The organism is Corynebacterium riegelii (assembly GCF_016728505.1).
GTDB classification, from domain to species: domain Bacteria; phylum Actinomycetota; class Actinomycetes; order Mycobacteriales; family Mycobacteriaceae; genus Corynebacterium; species Corynebacterium riegelii.
Genome location: NZ_CP068159.1, coordinates 688300 through 708115 on the forward strand (window position 1 = coordinate 688300; position 19816 = coordinate 708115).

14 protein-coding genes are annotated in these 19816 nt (G+C 60.4%); 9 read left to right on the forward strand and 5 right to left on the reverse strand.

Features of this window, described 5'->3' with window-relative positions; genetic code table 11:
* Positions 1-112: 112 nt before the first annotated feature.
* The 4 genes from istA to I6I71_RS03145 all read left to right on the forward strand — a co-directional run bounded on the left by istA (position 113) and on the right by I6I71_RS03145 (position 8362).
* Positions 113-1747: an IS21 family transposase gene (gene istA / locus I6I71_RS03130; protein WP_201822173.1), complete on the forward strand. Its 1635-nt coding sequence runs from the start codon at positions 113-115 to the stop codon at positions 1745-1747.
* A 4-nt stretch (positions 1748-1751) separates the two neighbouring features.
* Positions 1752-2519: an ATP-binding protein gene (locus I6I71_RS03135; protein ID WP_201822175.1), complete on the forward strand. Its 768-nt coding sequence runs from the start codon at positions 1752-1754 to the stop codon at positions 2517-2519.
* Between the two features lie 565 nt (positions 2520-3084).
* On the forward strand, positions 3085-6720 hold the full coding sequence (locus I6I71_RS03140; RefSeq protein ID WP_201822177.1) for a hypothetical protein: 3636 nt from the start codon (positions 3085-3087) through the stop codon (positions 6718-6720).
* A 952-nt stretch (positions 6721-7672) separates the two neighbouring features.
* Complete coding sequence (locus I6I71_RS03145) at positions 7673-8362, forward strand: hypothetical protein (RefSeq protein ID WP_201822179.1); 690 nt, start codon at positions 7673-7675, stop codon at positions 8360-8362.
* A gap of 186 nt (positions 8363-8548) precedes the next feature.
* Here the strand turns inward: I6I71_RS03145 and I6I71_RS03150 are convergent, their stop codons facing one another.
* Together I6I71_RS03150 and I6I71_RS03155 are read right to left on the reverse strand one after the other, a co-directional pair.
* On the reverse strand, positions 8549-10642 hold the full coding sequence (locus tag I6I71_RS03150; RefSeq protein ID WP_052205662.1) for a YhgE/Pip domain-containing protein: 2094 nt from the start codon (positions 10640-10642) through the stop codon (positions 8549-8551).
* Positions 10639-11139, reverse strand: a complete 501-nt coding sequence (locus I6I71_RS03155; RefSeq protein ID WP_236587374.1) for a hypothetical protein — start codon at positions 11137-11139, stop codon at positions 10639-10641. Before I6I71_RS03155 ends, I6I71_RS03150 begins: the two co-directional genes overlap by 4 nt.
* Positions 11140-11263: 124 nt before the next feature.
* Between I6I71_RS03155 and I6I71_RS03160 the strand changes: the two genes are divergently transcribed.
* Positions 11264-11887 carry a TetR/AcrR family transcriptional regulator gene (locus I6I71_RS03160; RefSeq protein WP_236587375.1) on the forward strand — a complete coding sequence of 208 codons (624 nt, stop codon included), beginning with the start codon at positions 11264-11266 and terminating at the stop codon, positions 11885-11887.
* Positions 11888-11894: 7 nt separating this feature from the next.
* Here I6I71_RS03160 and I6I71_RS03165 read toward each other — a convergent pair whose 3' ends face one another.
* Entirely contained in the window at positions 11895-12626 is a 732-nt protein-coding gene (locus I6I71_RS03165) for a hypothetical protein (RefSeq protein ID WP_201822182.1), read from the reverse strand.
* 272 nt (positions 12627-12898) lie between these two features.
* Here I6I71_RS03165 and I6I71_RS03170 point away from each other — a divergent pair, with 272 nt between their 5' ends.
* Entirely contained in the window at positions 12899-13888 is a 990-nt protein-coding gene (locus tag I6I71_RS03170) for a methylenetetrahydrofolate reductase (protein WP_070494683.1), read from the forward strand.
* Between the two features lies 1 nt (position 13889).
* Positions 13890-16142, forward strand: coding sequence for a 5-methyltetrahydropteroyltriglutamate--homocysteine S-methyltransferase (gene metE, locus I6I71_RS03175; protein WP_101734614.1), 2253 nt, complete (start codon positions 13890-13892; stop codon positions 16140-16142).
* Between the two features lie 418 nt (positions 16143-16560).
* On the opposite strand, the gene I6I71_RS03180 is transcribed toward metE, so the two are convergent.
* Positions 16561-18072, reverse strand: a complete 1512-nt coding sequence (locus I6I71_RS03180; RefSeq protein ID WP_201822184.1) for a SulP family inorganic anion transporter — start codon at positions 18070-18072, stop codon at positions 16561-16563.
* 143 nt (positions 18073-18215) lie between these two features.
* On the opposite strand from I6I71_RS03180, the gene I6I71_RS03185 reads away from it, so the two are divergent.
* Complete coding sequence (locus I6I71_RS03185) at positions 18216-18737, forward strand: peptidylprolyl isomerase (protein ID WP_052205658.1); 522 nt, start codon at positions 18216-18218, stop codon at positions 18735-18737.
* Positions 18738-18836: 99 nt separating this feature from the next.
* A complete protein-coding gene (locus I6I71_RS03190) occupies positions 18837-19427 on the forward strand; it encodes a rhomboid family intramembrane serine protease (protein WP_236587376.1) in 591 nt (196 codons plus the stop codon).
* A gap of 53 nt (positions 19428-19480) precedes the next feature.
* Here the strand turns inward: I6I71_RS03190 and crgA are convergent, their stop codons facing one another.
* Positions 19481-19756: a cell division protein CrgA gene (gene crgA / locus I6I71_RS03195; protein ID WP_052205656.1), complete on the reverse strand. Its 276-nt coding sequence runs from the start codon at positions 19754-19756 to the stop codon at positions 19481-19483.
* Between the last annotated feature and the right edge of the window lie 60 nt (positions 19757-19816).

Consider the following 19816-nt stretch of genomic DNA (forward strand, 5'->3'; position numbering starts at 1 on the left):
TGACTATCTGGTAGCACTTCAGTGAGTATCTGGTAGCAGCTCAGGGGGCTCGGGGTGATACTTCCGGTAGCCGCACCACTCGGGTGCGGCGCGTACTGGAAGGAGTCCGCTTATGACGGATTACCGTGCGGTGATGACGCTGCTGATTAGGAAGCGTTCTTACCGCCAGATTGAAGACCAGCTTGGGTGCTCGCACCGCGCAATTTCCCGAGCGAACCAAGCGCTGCGAAGCCTTGGCCTGACCACTGCCCAGCAGGTCGCGGCGTTGACCGATGACGAGTTGGCCGAGATATTCGTTGACAAACGCACCAGTGGGCAAGGCGAGTTCGTCCCGATTGACTTTGACGCGGTCGTCAAAGCACGCACAGGGCGTACGAAGCAAACACTGCAAGTATTGTGGGCTCGCTACACCACCACCCCAGCCCAGCCGGGTCAGCGTCATTACAGCTACGACCGGTTCCGCCAGCTAGTTGCCTCCCATGTCGATGCAGCCGGGCTTAGCGCGCGGATCACCCATGCACCAGGGCATACGATGCAGGTGGATTGGGCAGGTACCAAGATGCGCCTGTACGACCCTGCGGGCACGCCGGGTGCGAAAGTCAATATTTTCGTCGCTTCGCTGCCGTATTCAGGGATGTTGTTTGCGTGTGCGTGTGTTGACCAGCGTCAACAGTCCTGGCTTGATGCCCATCGTCAAGCGTTTGACTACTTCGGTGGAGTCTGTCAGGTTGTTGTCCCCGATAACGCGTCAACAGCATCAAACGCGATTAGTACTGCCGATAGGAATCGGAAGGTCAACGACACCTACCAGCAGTTCTTAGAGCACTACAACACAGCAGCACTTCCCACACGCGCGCGCCGACCGAAGGATAAAGCAAATGTGGAAGCTGCGGTAAAGATCGTCACCCACAAAGTCATCCACACCCTTGAAGGCCACCAGTGCGTTGACGTAGACGAGCTCAACGAAAAGATTGTGGACTTAGTCGACGCGATCAACACCTCCGTGCCGTTTCGCAGCCAGCAGTCAAGCCGCAGGGATCTCTTTGAACAACACGAGCAGCATCTGCTTGCTGATCTGCCGCAAACCCCGTGGCAGCACACCGAGTGGAAGCGTGCGAAAGTAGCCCCAGATTTCCATATCACGGTTGCAACGGTGCGCTACTCCGTTCCGCATCAGCTTGTTGGCCGCACTGTCGATGTGCGCATCACAGGGCAAGTCTTGACCGTCTTTGATCAAGGCACGACCGTGGCAACGCACCAAGTTTCGCATAAGCGTGGGGCCTATGTCACTGACTATGAGCACATTCCATCTGGCATGGACTCCACTCGTGGGCTGTGGACAAGCGACTACTTTTATCGCGAAGCCAGCAAAACCGGCCCGGCAACACGCAAGGTCATCGAAGAACTCATCGCGGCGAAAGCCATCCCAGCCCAGGCGTACCAGTCCTGTAGAAACGTGCTGTCGATGGGCAAACACGGCAACAAACCAATCTTGGAAGAGGCATGCCAGCGCTTAATGGCCAACGACGGCAGCCGCCGGGCGGTGTCATATACCGCGGTTAAAAACATGATGGCCGCCATACGCAAAGAACACGCCACCCGGCCCCGCGGGTTAGACCAGGCCCCGCGCAGCACCACAACCAACCAGCCCACCGCCCCTGCAGTCTCCGACAGGGATACCACCGGCGCGTTTCTCGGCGGTGCAGACCAGTTCAGCATCGAAAACCTCACCAAGAAAGGACACTAAGCCCATGTCATCACCAACCCCACCAACAGATCGCTTCCTTGACGAGTCCGTCCTGCCCGACTTCACCGCGCTGCGGATGACTGCCTTTGGACAAAGCGTCATCGAGATTGCCAACGATCCCGCATTCGACGCATGGACGTTTTCCCAAAAGGTGCTCTACGCACTCGATAAAGAAGTCGCGGCCAGGCGCGAACGACGCATCAACAAACTACTGAAAGCATCCCGATCGCCAAACCTTGATGCTTGCCTTGAAAACGTGGTCTGCACGCCTGACCGCAACATCAACCCCGAGCAAGTCAGCAGACTCGCTCACGGACAATGGTGCCACCTGGGCCAAAACATTGTTATCCTGGGCAAATCCTCAGTCGGCAAAACCTACCTCGCCCAAGCCCTGATCACAGCAGCATGCCGCAAGGACTACTCCGCACGCTTCTACCGCACCGACATGCTCGCCGCCGAACTAGCAGTCCTCCAACCCGATGACCCCGCACGGTTAAAGTTCATCCAGTACCTCCACGACGTCGACGTCTTAGTCCTCGATGACTTCCTGACCACACCTGTAGATGCCGCAACCGCGCACCAACTTCTCAACATCCTCGCCGCGCGTGAAAGCAAAGTCTCAACGATTGTGACCTCACAATTCACCCCGCAAGAGTGGTACAAATCCATCCCCGATGCGGTGATCTCCGAGTCAATCCTCAACCGACTCGTCTCCGGTGCGGAGATCATCACACTCGAAGGACCAAACATGCGCCTGACCACCAACGCATAACCACCAACAACGCCTGAGTGAGACACCGCTACCGGATACACACTCAGGCGCTACCAGATACTCACCACACCGCTACCATTTCAATCTTCTGAACACTATTTTCATTAACAGGTGCCTTATTGAAAAAACGCTCTGACCATTACTCCTGCATATCTTCCCCTGCATATTTGTGTTCGGGCGCTGTTCGGTGGTCGGCCGTCGTCAAGGTCAAGCAGGCGATGCAAACGCTCAGGACACCCCCAAGACACCAACATCTAAGAATCCAGCAGCCAGAACCCCATGAAGTCTTAAGCTTAGTGCCAGATTACCCCCGTTATAGGGGATATTTTGTTGATATGACCCCCATTTCTGAGAGTTTAATATGACGCATCACCATTCTGTTTAGCCAGAATATAGGGCTTTTTGCGTACCTTTAGGTTTGATTAGTTCTCCGGGGCTAAATTCTGGTCGCAAGCCTCGAGTCAGATAAGAGAAACCTTACTGTAGAGTTACTGACTGATATTTGAATGACGTGTTACAGAGTATTTTCTTAATGTTCTGTAACCCCAACACGGAGTAATCAGTCTTGTCTCAGAATTTGAAGAAGAAGATTCTCGCCGCAACCGTGGCGGGTGTCACTGCATTGAGCACGGTAACCGTTGCACCGTCCGCTCAAGCGTTTAGCTTTGCCTCTACCTCTACTGTCACCCAGAAGCAGCAGAGGGGCGACACTAGGCAGGTTTTGTCCTACTACGAGAGCTTCCCTCGCGCTGAAGAGCAGAAGATCCGCCAGGAGATTCAGAACCCGAACGTGTTCGCCTCGGGTCTCATGCAGTCCCCGGTCGGTTACGGCTGGTGCATCGACCTTGGTCTGTACGCTCCGGAAACGAAGTATGTTCAGGGCCACACTTATGAGGTCCGTAAGCTCACCGGTCAGTCCGGTGCTTACGGCGATAACTTGGGTCTGCACGAGGACATTCGCGTAGCGGCAGTCAACGTGACCAAGGAGCTCATGAAGGCTGCTGAGGCAGGCAATGACGGCCGTGTGCAGAAGCTGAACCTGGTTCTCCAGGCGCTGCTGGGCAACAACCTGGGTCACTTGAACGGTGTTCGCGAGAACTTCTACTACAACAAGGGTGGACTGACCAACCGCGAGTTTGAGTACCTGACCGGTTTCAAGGTTGATCATCGCCAGCAGGCAAAGCCTGGCAACCTGGAGACCAACTACTACTTTGTTAAGACCTCGCGTCACAACGAGATCAAGCGCACCGTGAAGTCTTACGAGTACATCACGGTTCTGGTGCCCACGAGCTACAACACCAAGTCCGCTGCGGTGAACTTCAAGGCTCCGCAGCGTCTGATCACGATTTACCAGCCGGGCCTGGAGATCACCCCGAAGCCGGAGCCGACCCCTGAGGTCACCCCGGATCCGAAGCCGACCCCAGAGCAGCCGACGCCGGATCCGAAGCCGACGCCGACCACTGAGACTGCAACTGAGACCACGACCAAGACGACCACTCAGACCACCACCGCCACCACGACGGTGACGCATGAGCCGTCCACCACCACGGTTGTTGTTCCGGGCGAGAAGGAAACCCGGATTGAGAAGCACTACTTCTACTCCTACTTCTGGTCCTTCGAGTCCTGGAACAACCAGTCCCGCAAGATCACGGTAGAGAACAACTCCAACGTCAAGGTCATTGGTGAGGAGTGGGTTGAGTGGCGTCGTGAGGGCAACACCATCATCATCACCCCGAAGCCGGGCTCCAACGGCAAGACTGTCAAGGTCATCGTGACCAACCCGGATGGTTCCCAGTCTGAGCACGTGATCAACATTGAGTACAAGACCCAGATCACCACTGGCGGCTCGATCGAGATCGTTTCCAACCAGCAGGCTGAGATCACCATCGAATCTGGTGATTCCTACCGCGTGATTGGTGGCGACAGCCTGATCCGCGTTGTGGAGCGCAACGGCAAGCTGATCATCGTTGGCGTGGAGGGCGCAAGCGGCACCGACACCATTGTTGTTACGGATAAGTACGGCAATGAGATCCACTACAAGATCACGGTGACCACCCCGTCCATCAAGAACAACACGTTCACCCTGGAGAACGGCTCCAGCAGCCGTATCACCATCGAGAACTCTAATTGGGAGTACAGGGTTGTTCAGGGCCAGGATCTTATCGACGTTTCCCGTAACGGCAACCAGCTGATCATCACCGGCAAGGACGGCGCTAATGGTGCTGCGATCGTTGAGGTTGTAGACGCTCATGGCAACGTGATTTACCGCTACTCCATCAACGTCGTGTGGAACCAGCAGGATGCGGACGCTCCGGAGTTCTCCTACCGCGTCTCTAACTTGGGCAACCTGAAGGTCAATACCGAGTCCGGCCACAAGCTGACCATCACTGAGAATGGCCACCTTGTTGAGCTGACCCAGAACGGCAACCAGTGGATCATCGTTCCTAAGCAGGATGCTGAGGGCGTTGTGGTGGTTGAGGAGCGTGACGGTCAGGATCGCCTCGTCGCTACGCACAAGATCACCATCTTCAAGGCGCAGGTTCAGACCAGCTACCTGGAGATCTACAACACCCAGGAGATCAACGGCCTGCCGGGCAAGGATCTGACCATCGTCAGCGGTTCTGAGCACGCCGACCTGAACAAGAACGGCTCTACCTGGACCCTGACCCCGAAGAAGGGCGCTGAAGGCACCGTCGTCATTGAGGACCGTGATGAGCACGGCCGTGTGATTGGCAAGATCCAGGTCACCATCAAGGCACAGCCGGTTGTGGTGCAGGAGCTGAACAAGGACATCTTCAACAACGTTGAGCACAAGCTGACCTTCTCCGAGGGCTGGAGCTTCAACATTGTTGAGAACCAGGCTGACGTCACGGTTGAGCGCCAGGGCGACAAGCTTGTTGTTAAGCCGAAGCCGGGCAAGACTGGCCGCGTCTACATCGAGCTGAAGAACGAGCACGGCCAGCTGGTTGGCAAGGTCACCCTGAACGTGAAGAACCCGCCGGCAGGCAACCTGACCCGCGTGATTGAGAACTACTCCGTCATCGTGATCAACGTTCGCGGCAACAACAAGCTCGTTGTCCGCGAGGGTGGCGACCTGGTTGTTATCGACGGCAACAAGGTCACCCCGACCGGCAAGCCGGGCACCGTGATCATCGAAGAGCGTGACGCCAACGGCAACGTGGTCAACGTCCACACGATTGAGATCAAGCCGGGCAAGACGACCACCGAGACCAACACCAACACGGTTGTTGAAATCGAGATCACCGAAGGCAACACGCTGACCCCGAAGCCGGGTCAGGGCGGCGACCTGGTCATCATCGACGGCAAGGAAGTCAAGCCGAAGGGTAAGCCGGGCACCGTGATCATCGAAGAGCGCGATGGCAACGGCAACGTGGTCAACACCCACGAGATCGTGATCACCGACAATAACCCAGCTCCGAAGCCGGGCCCCGTTGAGACCGATGACCGCGACGGCAAGACGCCGAACGACTACAACTCCGGCAACACCACGATCGAGATCACCGATTCCAACGTCAAGCGCAACCCGGACGGTTCCATCACCGTGACGGTTCCGGGCGGCAACAAGGGCAACGGCAAGATCGAGATCACCGACGGCAATGCGGATGACTACAACATCGTGCAGAACCCGGACGGCACCTGGACCATCACCCGCAAGGATGGCAAGCGGGTTGACGGTGTCAGAATGATCTGGGTCAGCAACAAGACCACCAACGTCAACATCAACGGTCTGTCTTCCCGTGAAGACGGTGAGGGTGGCTCCAGCAAGCTGGATGACAAGTGCATCTGGTCCATCGTTGGCCTGACCGCACCGCTGGCGCTGCTGATCCCGCTGGGCATCCTGTCCCAGGTCAGCATCCCGGGCCTGGAGCCGGTTCACCAGCAGCTGAACATGGCAGTCCAGCGTGCGAACACCTCGCTGCAGCGTGGCCTGGGTATCTACGACGAGGACAAGGCTGGACGCGCAGCTGGCGTTGACGCTGCACTGCGCGGCATTGACGCAAGCCAGCTGGCTCTCGCCGGCGGCGCCCTGGCTGCCGTGGCCGTAGGCCTGGCCATCCTGGACGGTGTGCTGCGTGCATGCGGCAAGGAAGAGGCAACCTCCTCCTACGCCATCCAGCAGGCAGTGGGCAAGGCCAAGGACAAGAAGGCCGAGAAAGAGGCAAAGCGCGAAGAAAACTAGCGCCTTAGCCCCTTGCAGTAGTACTTAGCGGGACCCCAACCGGATTCGTCTGGTTGGGGTTTCGCGTTTTCATACCCGCTCAAAGTCCCGTGCGCGTAGTTTGGCCGTAGCGATTCTGGAAACCAGGCGCATATCCAACCGTGGCACCCCAACCGCCGCCGAGACGAACTGGTCTCTTTTCCCCTTGAGGTAGCCGATACTTCTCCGTTTCAGTCTGGAGTTCGACATCGTAAACGTTCCCCGATCCACAACACATCAAAGACCAACAGCGTGCAACGAGGATCCTGCGCCCTTCCCCGCCCTTGGTGTCCGATCAGACGGAAAGGTCCTTTGCCCCAGATGCCAACAGCCAGTAATGCCGAACTTTCGTGCATCCACGATTCAAAAACACAAGGTCAATGGGAGGATATGTCGCGCTAGCTACAGGCAATTCTGCTTAGAAAATGCCAGCACCACGAAAACATCTATCAAGCCTCATGGATAGAAGAACCGCAAACACAAGCGCAAGTGGCCCAAAAGCAAAAGCGTCTGGGCCATCAGCTCCGGCTTGCCCGGACAAGGCAAGAAACGTTAACCCTTTAGCCCGGAAGCCCACCCGCAGACCCGGCCCCGCTCCAGCCCTGGCCCCGCCGAAGCTGCACGCTGCTAGTAGCTCCGATTGAAAGAACCCGTTTGGAGGATCCCGTTTTCGCCGTCTTTTCGGGGTCTAAACGGGGTCCCGAGAACGGGATCTAGCCCACGAGGCGCATTTGGGCGCTCGCCCCACACTCTCGCAAACCCCGAACGCACAAACCCCGAGCGGAACACTACGGATACGCCGTGTTTTTGGGGCCTACACGTAGTGTTCCGCTCGGGGTTTAGCGCAAAGAGGCGCTTTCCGGGGCGGTTCCTCCAACTTTCAGTACTATGGCGCAACTAAGTACTAGCGATAGATGCGAGAGGACCCGCCCTCATGAGCAAACACGCAAGGAACGTAGTAACAATCGCAGTCGTCGGGGCACTAACCCTAGGTCTAGCCGGCTGCGCGGAGACCGAGTCAGCGCCAGAGCCGTCCCCGGAGACAACGCAGGAGACAACTGCGGAAGCAAGCTCCCAAGAAACCACAGAAGAAGCCACAGAAGAAACCACCGCGCAGGCTTCCGACTTGGTGGAGGTCAACTCCGGCCCGCTGACAATCAAGGTGCCGAAGAGTTGGGAAGTGTACGATCGATCTACTGATCCGGATGAGTTGCCAGACCCGTGGGTTGTTGGCGTGTTGGATGTTGAGACGGTGACGCAGATCCGCATGTCAGAGGACAGTGGTCAGGCTCCGCTTGCCGACGCCACGAATTACATCATCCTCGGCGGCAACGCGATCGCCCAGGCGGGCAAGGTTGAAGAGCGCGGTTCCGATGACGTGGACATCCAGGGTGCTGACAACGCGATGGTGTCCTTCTTCGAGTACACCGACAATGACGGTGACTTGTGGAATGGCCTGCTGCTTTCCGCAGGCACGCGTGCCACGGGCAACGTGGCCACCATGGAGCTGCTCAGCATCAGGGACGGCGGCCTGAGCCAGGATGAGGTGATGGAGATTGTCAACAGCGCCACCTATGACGTGTCGAAAGCCCCCGAAGTCGACGCCGTAGACCTCACGCCGTAAACCTCACGCCGTAAACGCTTAGCCAACCGCACAGCTAAACCCCGAACGGAAGACTACGGATAGGCGGGGTTTTGGGTATCTATCCGTACTCTTGTATTCGGGGTTTAGCTCAAAAGGGGAGCGGTTCGGGCTGGTGGGAAGCCGCCAGGCGACGGCGTAGCCACGCCGACGCAGCCGACCCACCCGCTAGACGGCGATTTCGGGGTGGATGTCTTTTTCGCGGATGTTGCGTCGTAAACGAAGCGCCAGACACGACGCCACCCAAGCGCCGACGGCCAGGCACACGAGCACGATGATGCCGCGCATGAGGCGGGGGTCGGTACTCGTGGTGCCAAACATGGCGATGCGGGTGAGGTCCACCACGTACGTCATGGGGTCCAGCTTGTGGATCCATTGGATGAACTCCGGCTGCACCTCGGGCGGGTACAGGCCGTTCGATGCCACCAGCTGCAGGGACATCAGGGCCATAGTGGTCAGTCTGCCTATGGACGGCCCAAACAACGCATTCAACGCAAAAATCGTGGTGATGAAGGACCAGGAAGAAATCAGCAACACCGCGAACATCCAGACCGGGTGGACTGGTTCCACCTTCAGCACCAGCACCTGCACGACCCACAGCGCCACTACCTGGGCAAGGCCGATGAGGTAGGAGGGGATAAGGGTGTTGAGGGCGACTCGGTACGCACGCGCCCCGGAGTCGATGGCGCGCCGGGAAAGCGGCGGGAAGATCATGTAGGCGATCAGGCCGCCGAACCAGAGCGACAGGGCCAGGAAGAAGGGGGAGAGGCCGCGGCCGAAGTAGGTCACGGAGTCGCCAACCTGGTTGACCACCACGGGGCGCGAGGCGGCGTCCACAGCCTTGTTCAGGCGGTCGCCTTCCCAGCGGGGGGCTTGCTGGGCGCCGTCGGAAAGTTTGACGGAGAGTTCGCCGGTGCCGTCGGAGAGTTGCACGAGGCCGTCGTTAAGCGAACCAAGCCCCACAACCAGCTGGTTGGAGCCGGCCGCAAGCTGGGAGGATGCGTCGGCTGCGGTGTTGGCGGCGACGACGAGCTGGCTGGTGCCGTCCTTCAGGCGCGTGATGCCGGCCATGAGGGTGCCGGAGCCGTTTTCAAGCTGCGCGAGGCCGTCCGCAAGCTGCTGCGCAGCAACGGCCGCGCGGTCCATGCCGGAGCGGAACTGGGCGGTCGGGTCCTGCAGCTGGTTGGCCAAATCGTGGGCGCCCTGCTGCAGCTGGTTCATCTGGGCGACCAGGTCAACGCCGGCAACGGTGGTCAGCGCCCCCGAGTTGAGCTGCGCGCGGGTGGCGCGAGCCTGGTTGGCAATGATCTCAGAGCCCGGGACGGGGGAGGCGTCCAGGTCGGCGATGACCTGGGCAAGGCCTGCGTCGATGTCGTTGAGCGCGGCCTGCGCGGAGCCTAGAGAATTAGCAAAGCCGGTGATCTGGTCCACGCCGCCGGCGATCTGGGCTGCGCCCGCGCCCAGGCGGTCCGTGCCTTGCTTGAGCTGGTTCAAACCGTTCGACAACTGCTGCGAGCCGCCGGTTGCGGAGGTAAGGCCGGTGGAGAGGCGCTGTGCGCCGTCATAAAGCTGGCCCATGCCGTCGTCCAGCTGGCGTGCCGCGGGCGGCAACCCCTGGAGCTTGGAGTTGAACTCCTGCATGCCGTTGTCCAGCTTGCCCGCGCCCGCGCCGAGCTGACCTGCGCCATCCTCGGCCTTTTTGGCGCCGGCGTCGAGCTGGCTGGCGCCATCGGCGGCCTTATCCATGCCCTCGCCGACCGTGTTGAAGCCGACGAAGAGCTGTTCAACCACCTCCGCGCCAACCGTGCTGGACACGGCCTCAGCCACCTGGCCACTGGCCACGTTGCCCAACATGGTTGGGATGAAACCGTTGGTTTCATTCAGCGTGACGTTGATCTTGGCCTGGTGCGGGTTCTCATCACGCACGCTGGTGGCGGCGGCGGTGAAGTCCTTGGGAATCTCCATGGCCATGTAATACGTGCCGTTGTCCACGCCCTCGCGGGCCTCTTCGGCACTGATCAGGTGGAAGTCCATCGGGGACTGCGCGAGCAGCTCATCGACCACCTGTTGGCCGGCCTCACCTTCGTCAGAGTTGACCAGGGCCACGGGCACTTTGTGGAAGTTGCCCAGCGGGTCGTAGTAGCTCCAAACAAAGAGACCGCCGAAAAGCAGCGGCAGCAACATGATGGCAATCAGTGCCAGCGGAGGGAGCTTGCCATGGAAGAACTTCCGGAAGTTTGTTCCAATGTGTAGTCCGCTCATAGCTCCTCATTCACTGTGGTCACGATGACCGGTACGCGCGCCGCCACCTTGGTGAGGTCCTGCAGGATTTCGTGGCGTAGCGCCATCTTTTTCAGCTGGTCAATGTCGTCGACCACCAGCAGCTCCGCGTCCGGGCGCGAGATCAGTGCCAGCAGGATGCGAAGCCGGAAGCGGTCCATCACGCCAAGATCACCGACTGCTTGGTCTACGTCCAAGTCTTCTAAACGCAGCGGTTCGAGCCAGGGTGCAACCAGCTTGTGTTCCATGATGTTTTTCGGCACGCGCGCGAAGAAGGGTTGCGCCCAGGCAACTTGTTCGCGGATGCATTCGCGTGCGCTGACCATGCGTTCGAGTTCGTCGATAAAATTCACCCCGGCAAGCGCGGTGCGCTTGAAGCCGGGGCCGTCGACTGAACCGGACTGCGGTTTGTGCCGGCCGGCGAGTGCCATGGCGAGTTTTGTGCCGCCTACCTCGCGTTTGGTTTGGATGATGGTCATGCCTTCACCCGCTTCGAGGTTGATGGGGCTACCCCCGTCGTGCACCACTAAATCGTGTGCTGTGAGTACTGTTTTCATGATTCTCCAAGCGGAGGGTTTACTATCACTTATAGATGGTGATATCATGCTCGCGAAAACTAAAGCTGTCAAGAAGGGGGAGCCCTTGCGTGCCGACGCCCGTTTGAAACGCGCACAAATCATCACCACGGCCATGGAGCACTACCGCACAAAGCCGGCTTCTCAAGTGACGTTGGAGAGTATCGCTGCTGATGCCGGTGTGGGTATTGCCACACTGTACCGTCACTTTCCTTCGCGCGCGGCACTGCGTGAAGCCTGCGCAATAGGCTTCATCGAGCTTCTAGAGGAATACCTGCAGAAAACGGTGCAGGAGTTTGACTCCAACCCAGAAGAGAAGTGGGACACTTTCGTACTCACGCTGATGGATTACGGCGTAGGCATGCTGGTGGGCGCGTTGGTGGCTGACCTGCCAAGCACCGATGACTGCGAGATGGAATCGGAGTACGAGGAGTTCTTCCAGCGCCTAGGCGAGCTGCTGCACAAAGCCGCCGCACACAAGCTGATTGACCCGGACCTGACGCCCATTGAGTTCGCCACCGAACTGATCGTGGTTACCCGTCCGATGGATGAGCAGTTCACGGCGCTGTTTCCTGACGTACGCCAGCGCCTCGTGCGCCACCTGCTGACCGCGTGGCGGGCAGCAGGTGCAGCGCAGGGCGCTGCGAACTAGTCGCGGATTAGTCCTCTTCGCGCAGCTGGTGGCGTGGGGCGGTGGCTTCACGCTGATCATCATCAAGCGCGTCGAGGGTGGTCAGCTGCTCATCAATAGAGGAGAGCAGCTCCTCGTCGCGGACTGCCGGCTCCTCACCAAGCGGGCCGGCAGCGTGCTTGCCGTAGTCATCCTTTTCGTAGTCATCTTCCGTGCGGGTGGAGTACACCAGCGTGGCGGTGCCAGCGGTGCCGGTTTCCGTGCGCGTGGGCTCCGGGGTGTAAGCGTGCTTGCCGGCAGCCTGCCTGTCCAGCTTTTCTGCCAGGACGAACTCCCACAGCGCCCAGCCCGCGGCGGCAAGCCCCGCGGCACCCAGCAGGCCGCCGACAACCTTGCCGGCCTTGCCTTTCTTCTTTGCAGGCTTTTTGCCAACCTTCTCGGCAGCCGCGCTCTTGATGTTGTTGAGCGCCTCGCGCCGCGCCTTGCGGTCCGGGGCAGCCGCGGCGAAGGCGGCGCGGCGACGGTCGAGGCGGTCGTGAATGTCCCGGGTGACGTCGCCAGCCTCAGCGCGCGCGTTAGTAAACAGCTCTTCTAGCTGATCGATGTTGGCCTTTTCCGCGACCTCGCCAATCCGGCCGTTCTTCACGGCCTCCAACAGCGCGTCATACACTTCGCGCTCCCGTTTGTCCGCGCTGTTGCGCAGGTAGTTGTAGGCGTCCGTTGCGCCGCGCACGGCAAGCCTCAGCAGTGTGCTGTTCATGGGGGTGCTCCTTCTCATTGCAAATTTCTGTGACACAACAAGCGTAGCTAATTTGCACACGCATGAAATGGACCAAGCGGTTCATTTTGTCGAATATTATTCACCCGAGAAACCCCCGATAGCCTGCACGGACACAAAGTAGACCAAGAGGTACATTGTGCAGGTTATGAACGCGGAATAACTTTTCAAACCACCGTTGAAAAACGGTGCAGAGCGCAAGTGCCCTACCCGGCCAGCCGCCCCAATTGAGATCCGAAAGGCAGATGTTTTCCATGCGTGGAACTATTGCTTCGACGCGGCTGTCCGCCTCAGCGCCACTGGACACCGCAGAAGAAGCACTTGGCACAGGCCTCGAGACAGGCCCCGGTGCAGACCAGGGTGTGTCGCGGCGCAGCCGCACGGCGCTCAGCTTTGAGCTGATCCCGCCGCGCAACACCGCCGACACCGAGAAGCTCGACGAGCTGATCGGTGGCCTTGCCGCGTACCACCCGGATTACGTCTCCGTCACCAGCTCCATGCGCAGCGATTGGCTGGAGGGAACCTCCGCGCTGATCGCGCGCATCGCCAGCACCACCGATCTGCGCCCGATCGCTCACCTCGCCTGCACTGCCGGCACCAAGGTTGAGCTTGAGGGCTGGATCCGCCAGCTTATCGACGCCGGCGTGCGCGGCTTCCTCGCCCTGCGAGGAGACCTGCAGCCAGGCCAAAAGGCGCTGCCGGAAGGCTACCTGCCGTATGCCACCGACTTGTTGAACCTGATCAATGAGGTCCAGGAGGAAGAGGCGTTTCGCCTGGCAGCAGGCAAGTTGGCGCTGTCTGTGGCCTGCTACCCAAGCGGGCACGCGGAGAGCAAGAACTTCGACCATGACTTAGACGTGCTGTTGGCAAAGCAGCGCCTCGGGGCAGACTTCGCCATCACGCAGCTGTTCTTCGACGCCGCCGACTACCTCGAGTTCGTTGAGGTAGCGCGCATGGCAGGCGTGCGGATTCCCCTGATCCCCGGCATCATGCCGATCACTTCGCTCGCCAGGGCGAAGAGGATGGGTGAGTTGAGTGGGTTGGAGGTTCCGCGTGGCGTCGAAAAGCAACTGAGCTCCGCCGCAACCGGCGAGGAGGAGTATGAGCTGGGCATGGAGCTTTCGGCGGACCTGGCGCGCACGATTCTGAACGCGGGCACGGGCGGCCTGCACATTTATACACACAACAATCTCGCCGTAACGCGCGACCTTTTGCAGCGCATTGGCATCGAACACAAGGATTAACATGACGTTTCCCAAGGCAACCATCGAAGGCTACCCGCGTATCGGCGCGAACCGCGAGCTCAAGCGCGCGCTAGAAAGCTACTGGGCCGGGCGTATCGACGCTGATACGTTCCGCTCCACCACCCGCGCCCTGCGCATTGACACCTACAACCACCTGCGCGACCTTGGCCTGGACGAGGATTACGCAATCCCGGCGGATGTGGCGTACTACGACCAGGTGCTTGAAACCGCACTCACCGTAGGCCTGGTGCCGGGCGGCACCGACCTGGACGAGGAATTCGCCCTGGCCCGCGGCAACGATGAGCGCGTGCCGCTGGAGATGACCAAGTGGTTCGACACCAACTACCACTACCTGGTGCCGGAGATTTCCGCAGGCCAGGAGATTAAGGCCGTGCCGGAGCGCGTGCTTCGGCTTGTGGAGGAGGCCCGCGAGGCTGGCCACACCGTGCGCCCGTACCTGGTTGGCCCGGTCACGCTGATCGCCCTGTCCAAGCCGGCCGAGTGGTCGCTGTTGCCGGCTCTTGTGAACGCCTACGCTGAGGTTTTCAGCGCCCTGAAGGACGCCGGCGTGGAGTGGGTCCAGGTGGCAGAGCCCGCCGTGGTGGCAGACCTGTCCACCCCGGACGCTGAGATCGCCGGCTACCTGCGCGAGGCCTGGACTAAGCTGCTGGCTGCCGATGCTCGCCCGAACGTCTACCTGACCACCCCGTACGGCGCTGCCCGCGAGGCGCTGCCGGTACTCGGCTCCCTTGGCGTTGAGGCGCTCCAGGTGGATCTCGCGCCGTGGACCCTGGACGTGGACCCGGATTACGCAAAGCACGTCCGCGAGGCTGTTGGCGCTGGTACCACCCTGGTTGCTGGTGTTATCGACGGCCGCAACGTCTGGGCCGCCGACCTGCGCAAGAAGGTTGCGCTGCTGGAGGAGTTGGGCGTGGCCGACAACCTCCACGTGACCACCTCGACCTCGCTGCAGCACGTGCCGCACACGCTCAAGGCAGAGAAGAACCTGCCGGTGGACGTGGCCAACTGGCTCTCGTTTGCAGACGAGAAGATCGCCGAGATCAAGGCGCTCGTTGCAGGTGAAGAGGCCGCCGCTGAAGCCTTCAGCCGCTCCGACCGCGCAGTGCGCACCCGCGCCGAATCCGAGCGCACCCACAACGCCGCCGTTCAGGAGCGCGTCGCCGCCCTGCCGGAAGGTTCCGTGCAGCGCCAGCCGGTGTTTGAGGAGCGCATCAAGGTCCAGCACGAGGAGCTTGGCCTGCCGAAGCTGCCGATCACCACGATCGGTTCCTTCCCGCAGACCCCAGAAATCCGCAAGGCACGCGCCGACCACAAGGCCGGTACGCTCACCGATGAGCAGTACAAGGACGCCCTGAAAGCCGAAATCAAGCAGGTCATCGAGCTGCAGGAAGAGATCGGCATCGACGTACTCGTCCACGGTGAGGCCGAGCGCAACGACATGGTCCAGTACTTCGCCGAGCTTCTGGACGGCTTCGTGGTCACCGAAAACGGCTGGGTCCAGTCCTACGGTTCCCGCTGCACCCGCCCGCCAATCGTGGTCGGCGACATCTCCCGCCCGAACGCGATGACGGTGGAGTGGGCCTCCTACGCCCAGTCCCTTTCCGACAAGCCGGTCAAGGGCATGCTCACCGGCCCGGTCACGATCCTGGCCTGGAGCTTCAAGCGCGACGATGTGCCTTTGTCTGTCTCCGCCGACCAGCTCGGCGTTGCCCTTGCAGACGAGGTTCGCGACCTTGAAGACGCCGGCATCAACGTCATCCAGATCGACGAGCCCGCACTGCGCGAGCTTTTGCCGCTGCGTGCCGACGACCGCGCCTCCTACCTCGACTGGGCCGTCCGCTCCTTCCGCCTAGTAGCCCTGGACGCCAAGCCGGCAACCCAGATCCACACCCACCTGTGCTACTCCGAGTTCGGCCAGATCATCGAGGCCGTCGCCGCGCTTGACGCGGACGTCACCTCCATCGAAGCCGCCCGCTCCCGCATGGAACTGCTCGAGGACCTGGACGAGACCTTCCACTCCGAAATCGGCCCCGGCGTGTGGGACATCCACTCCCCGCGCGTGCCGTCCAAGGACGAAGTTGCGGACCTCCTGCGCGCTGCGTTGGAGAACGTCCCGACCGAGCGCCTGTGGGTCAACCCGGACTGCGGCCTGAAGACCCGCGGCTACAAGGAAGTCGACCCGTCCCTGCGCAACTTGGTCGCTGCCCGCGACGAGGTCGTCGCCGGCCTCTAGTCCGCTGGGGCGTTGTTGCCTGGCCGTTGGCTGGTGGCCTTCGGCGCTCGGCCCTTGCCCGTTAACCCCGTGACCTGGTGTTATTTGTCCAGTTCACGGGGTTTTCTTGAGCTCTTGCCCTGTGCCCTAGCCCTGTTGCCCTAGCCCGTAGCTAATCCCACGCGCCACACCAGCCTCATTGCAACCAAGGCCGTTTGTTACGGATGTGACGAACGCGACCTAGGGTTTTGTAAACGACCCCCGGGTCGCTTACAGCCCTGACCGCCCGACCCGCTGCAGTGATTTCCAAATTGCTGCATTCTGTCCCCGAAACGCCCAGGTGGCGACACTAGCTCCCCGGATTGTTGCATCGGCCGGCGGCTAAATGCTGGGGGAGGCCAACCGGGCCAACACAGGCCCGCCGAGAGCTTCACTCTCGCTAACTATCGCCGAGTTGGCCGGAGAGGTGGTCGAGGCGCCACTTGCTCGGGCCGTCTAGGCCGATGATCTCCACGGTTTTGCCGCGCTGCTGGAACTTGTGGGTGATGGAGTCGAGGGTGGCTACGGTGGAGGCGTCCCAAATCTCGGCCGCGGAGAGGTCAATGATGATGTGTTCGGCCTCATCGTTGTAGTCGAACTGGTACACAAGGTCGTTGCTGGACGCCCAGAAGAGCTGGCCGTGGACTTTGTAGGTGCGGATGTTGGGGTGGCCGTCGCCAGTCGTGTCTAGCTCTTCGACCATCTCTAGGCGCACCAGGTGGGCGACGCGGCGGGTGAAGGTCACCATCGCCGTCAGCACACCCAGCACCACGCCGACGGCCAGGTTGCCGGTGCCCAGCGTGCCGACGACAGTGACCAACATCGCGGTCGTTTCAGACAGCGGCATGAACTTCAGCGTGCGTGGGTGGAGGGAGTGCCAGTCAATGGTGCCAAGGGAGACCACGATCATCACGGCAACCAAAGCAGCCATGGGGATTTGGCCCACGAGGTTGTTCAACGTGAGCATGAGCACCAAGAGGAACACGCCGGAAATCAGCGTGGACAGGCGGGTGCGTGCGCCGGATTCGCGCACGTTGATCATGGTTTGGCCGATCATGCCGCAGCCGCCCATGCCGCCGAAGAAACCGGTAACAATGTTGGCTACGCCTTGGCCCCAGGATTCGCGGGTTTTGTCGGAGTGGGTGTCGGTGATGTCATCTACAAGCTTGGCGGTCATCAAGGATTCCATGATGCCGACTACTGCCATGCCCAAGGCATACGGTGCGATGATGGAAAACGTTTCGAGGGTTAACGGGACGTCGGGAAGCAAAAGCCCTGGTAGCGAGCTTGGGAGCTGACCCATGTCACCCACGTTGGGCACGGACCAGCCGAACGCCAGCACCATCGCGGTGAGCACGACGATGGCTACCAGTGGGGCGGGGACAACCGTGGTCAGGCGTGGCAGGCCGACCACAATGACCAGGCCGATGGCCACCAGCGGGTAGACCAACCACGGTACGTTGAACAGGTGCGGCAACTGCGCGGAAAACACGAGGATGCCCAGGGCGTTGACAAAGCCGACCATGACGGAGCGAGGGATAAACCGCATAAGGCGCGCAATGCCAAGGACAGCCAACAGGATTTGGAAGATGCCGCCGAGGATCACCGTGGCAATGAAGTAATCAAAGCCGTGATCGCGCATCACCGGTGCGATTACCAGGGCGATGGCGCCGGTGGCGGCGGTGATCATCGCAGGGCGCCCGCCGGTGAACGAAATCGTGATTGCCATGATGACGGTGGCGAACAGCCCCACCGCCGGGTCCACACCCGCGAGGATGGAAAAGGCGATGGACTCCGGAATCAGCGCAAGCGCCACGGTCATGCCGGCAAACACTTCGGTGCGCAGGCGCGCCGGGGAGGAAAACGCGTAGCGGAAAGAGTCGATAACTCCGGAGGGGGCTTTTTCGGTCATGGGCTAACCGTAATCCTCGGGCGGCGGCAAGGCGAACCCTGAAAACAAATCGATTTGTTACGGATGTGATTTTAAAACCCCAGGTCGCTGAAAAATATCGCAAAATTTTTCAGGGTTTCTGAATACCGCGTACCCTAGTCACCATGACTATGAAAACGCAGACGATGACTTTGCACACCAACCACGGCGACATTGTGATTGACCTGTTTGGCAACCACGCACCGAAGACCGTGGCAACCATCACCGGCCTGGCCACAGGCGAGCAGGAGTACGCCACCAAGAACGCCTCCGGCACTGATGAGGGCCCGTTCTACAACGGCGCGATCTTCCACCGCATCATTCCGGGTTTCATGATCCAGGGCGGCGACCCGACTGGCACCGGCACCGGCGGCCCGGGCTTCCAGTTTGCTGATGAGTTCCACCCGGAGCTGCAGTTCGACCGCCCGTACCTGCTGGCCATGGCTAACGCTGGCCCGGGCACCAACGGTTCCCAGTTCTTCATCACGGTGGACGCCACCCCGTGGCTGAACAACCGCCACACCATCTTCGGTGAGGTCACCGATGAGGCATCGAAGCAGGTTGTGGATAAGATTGCTAACGTTAAGACCGGCCGCATGGACCGCCCGGTTGAGGACGTGGTGATTGAGTCCGTGGACGTTAACTAAGCGAACTAAGCGGACGTAACCATTAACGTTTTCCGTAACGTTCTCCGCGGCGCACCGGCGACCACCATCATTGTCGCCGTGTGTGTCGCGGTTTTTTGCGTGTCTGCACTCCAGACGCGTTCGTTGACGCAGGTGGTGTGGGGTTCATCCCTTGCGGAGCACATGATTCTCTACGGCCCCGAGGTCACTGGCCTTGGCTACAGTCGCGCGTTGACGTCGGGCTTTTTGCACCTGGATGCCACGCACTTGTTCCTCAACATGCTCATGCTGGTGCTCGTTGGTGCGGAGGTTGAGCGCGCGATTGGGACGGGTCCGTTTGTGGTGGCGTATGGGGGGTTTACGTTGGCGTCGGCAAGCATGGTGCTCGCGGGTGCCTTTGGGGTGCCCACGGCGGGTGCTTCGGGGGCCCTGTTTGCGCTGATGGCGGTGCTAGTAGCTCTTGCTTATCGACGCCACGCCGACCTCATCGCCCCCCTCACCCTTCTGGCCGTGAACGTGGGCTATACGTTTGTGGCCACCAACGTCAGTGTGTGGGGGCACGTGGGTGGGTTGTTGGTGGGGGCGTTGGTGGCGTGGCCGTTGACGTCTACAAGCAAGAAAGCCCGATGGGTGACAGCTTGGGTGTGTTTGGGGCTATCGGTGCTGGCAGTGTGGCTGCCGACGCTGCCGATGGCCACCCCTGTGTACTAAATCCACAGGGTTGTCCACAGGGTTATCCACAGCCTGTGGATAGGTGTGGATAGTTAGCGCCAACCCATGGTCATCAGCAGACCAACGATCATGCCGGCGAAGCCGATGGCGTAGTTCCACGGGCCGAGCTCAGCCAGGAACTGGACCTGATCACCGAAGATGTAGAAGGCGACAATCCAGGCCAAACCGAGCAGCATCAGGGCGAACATGATGACCTTGTACCAGGTCGGGGTGCCGCCGGTGTTGATCTTCACCGGGGTGCGCGACGTGCCGGCCGAGGTGGTAGATACCGGGCGAACGGCGTCCTTTGTCACTTTTGCCTTGGGCATGTGTGCAGTCCTTTCAACGCTAGAGCGCTAGCCTATCACCGGCCGCAGTGGGCCGGGTAT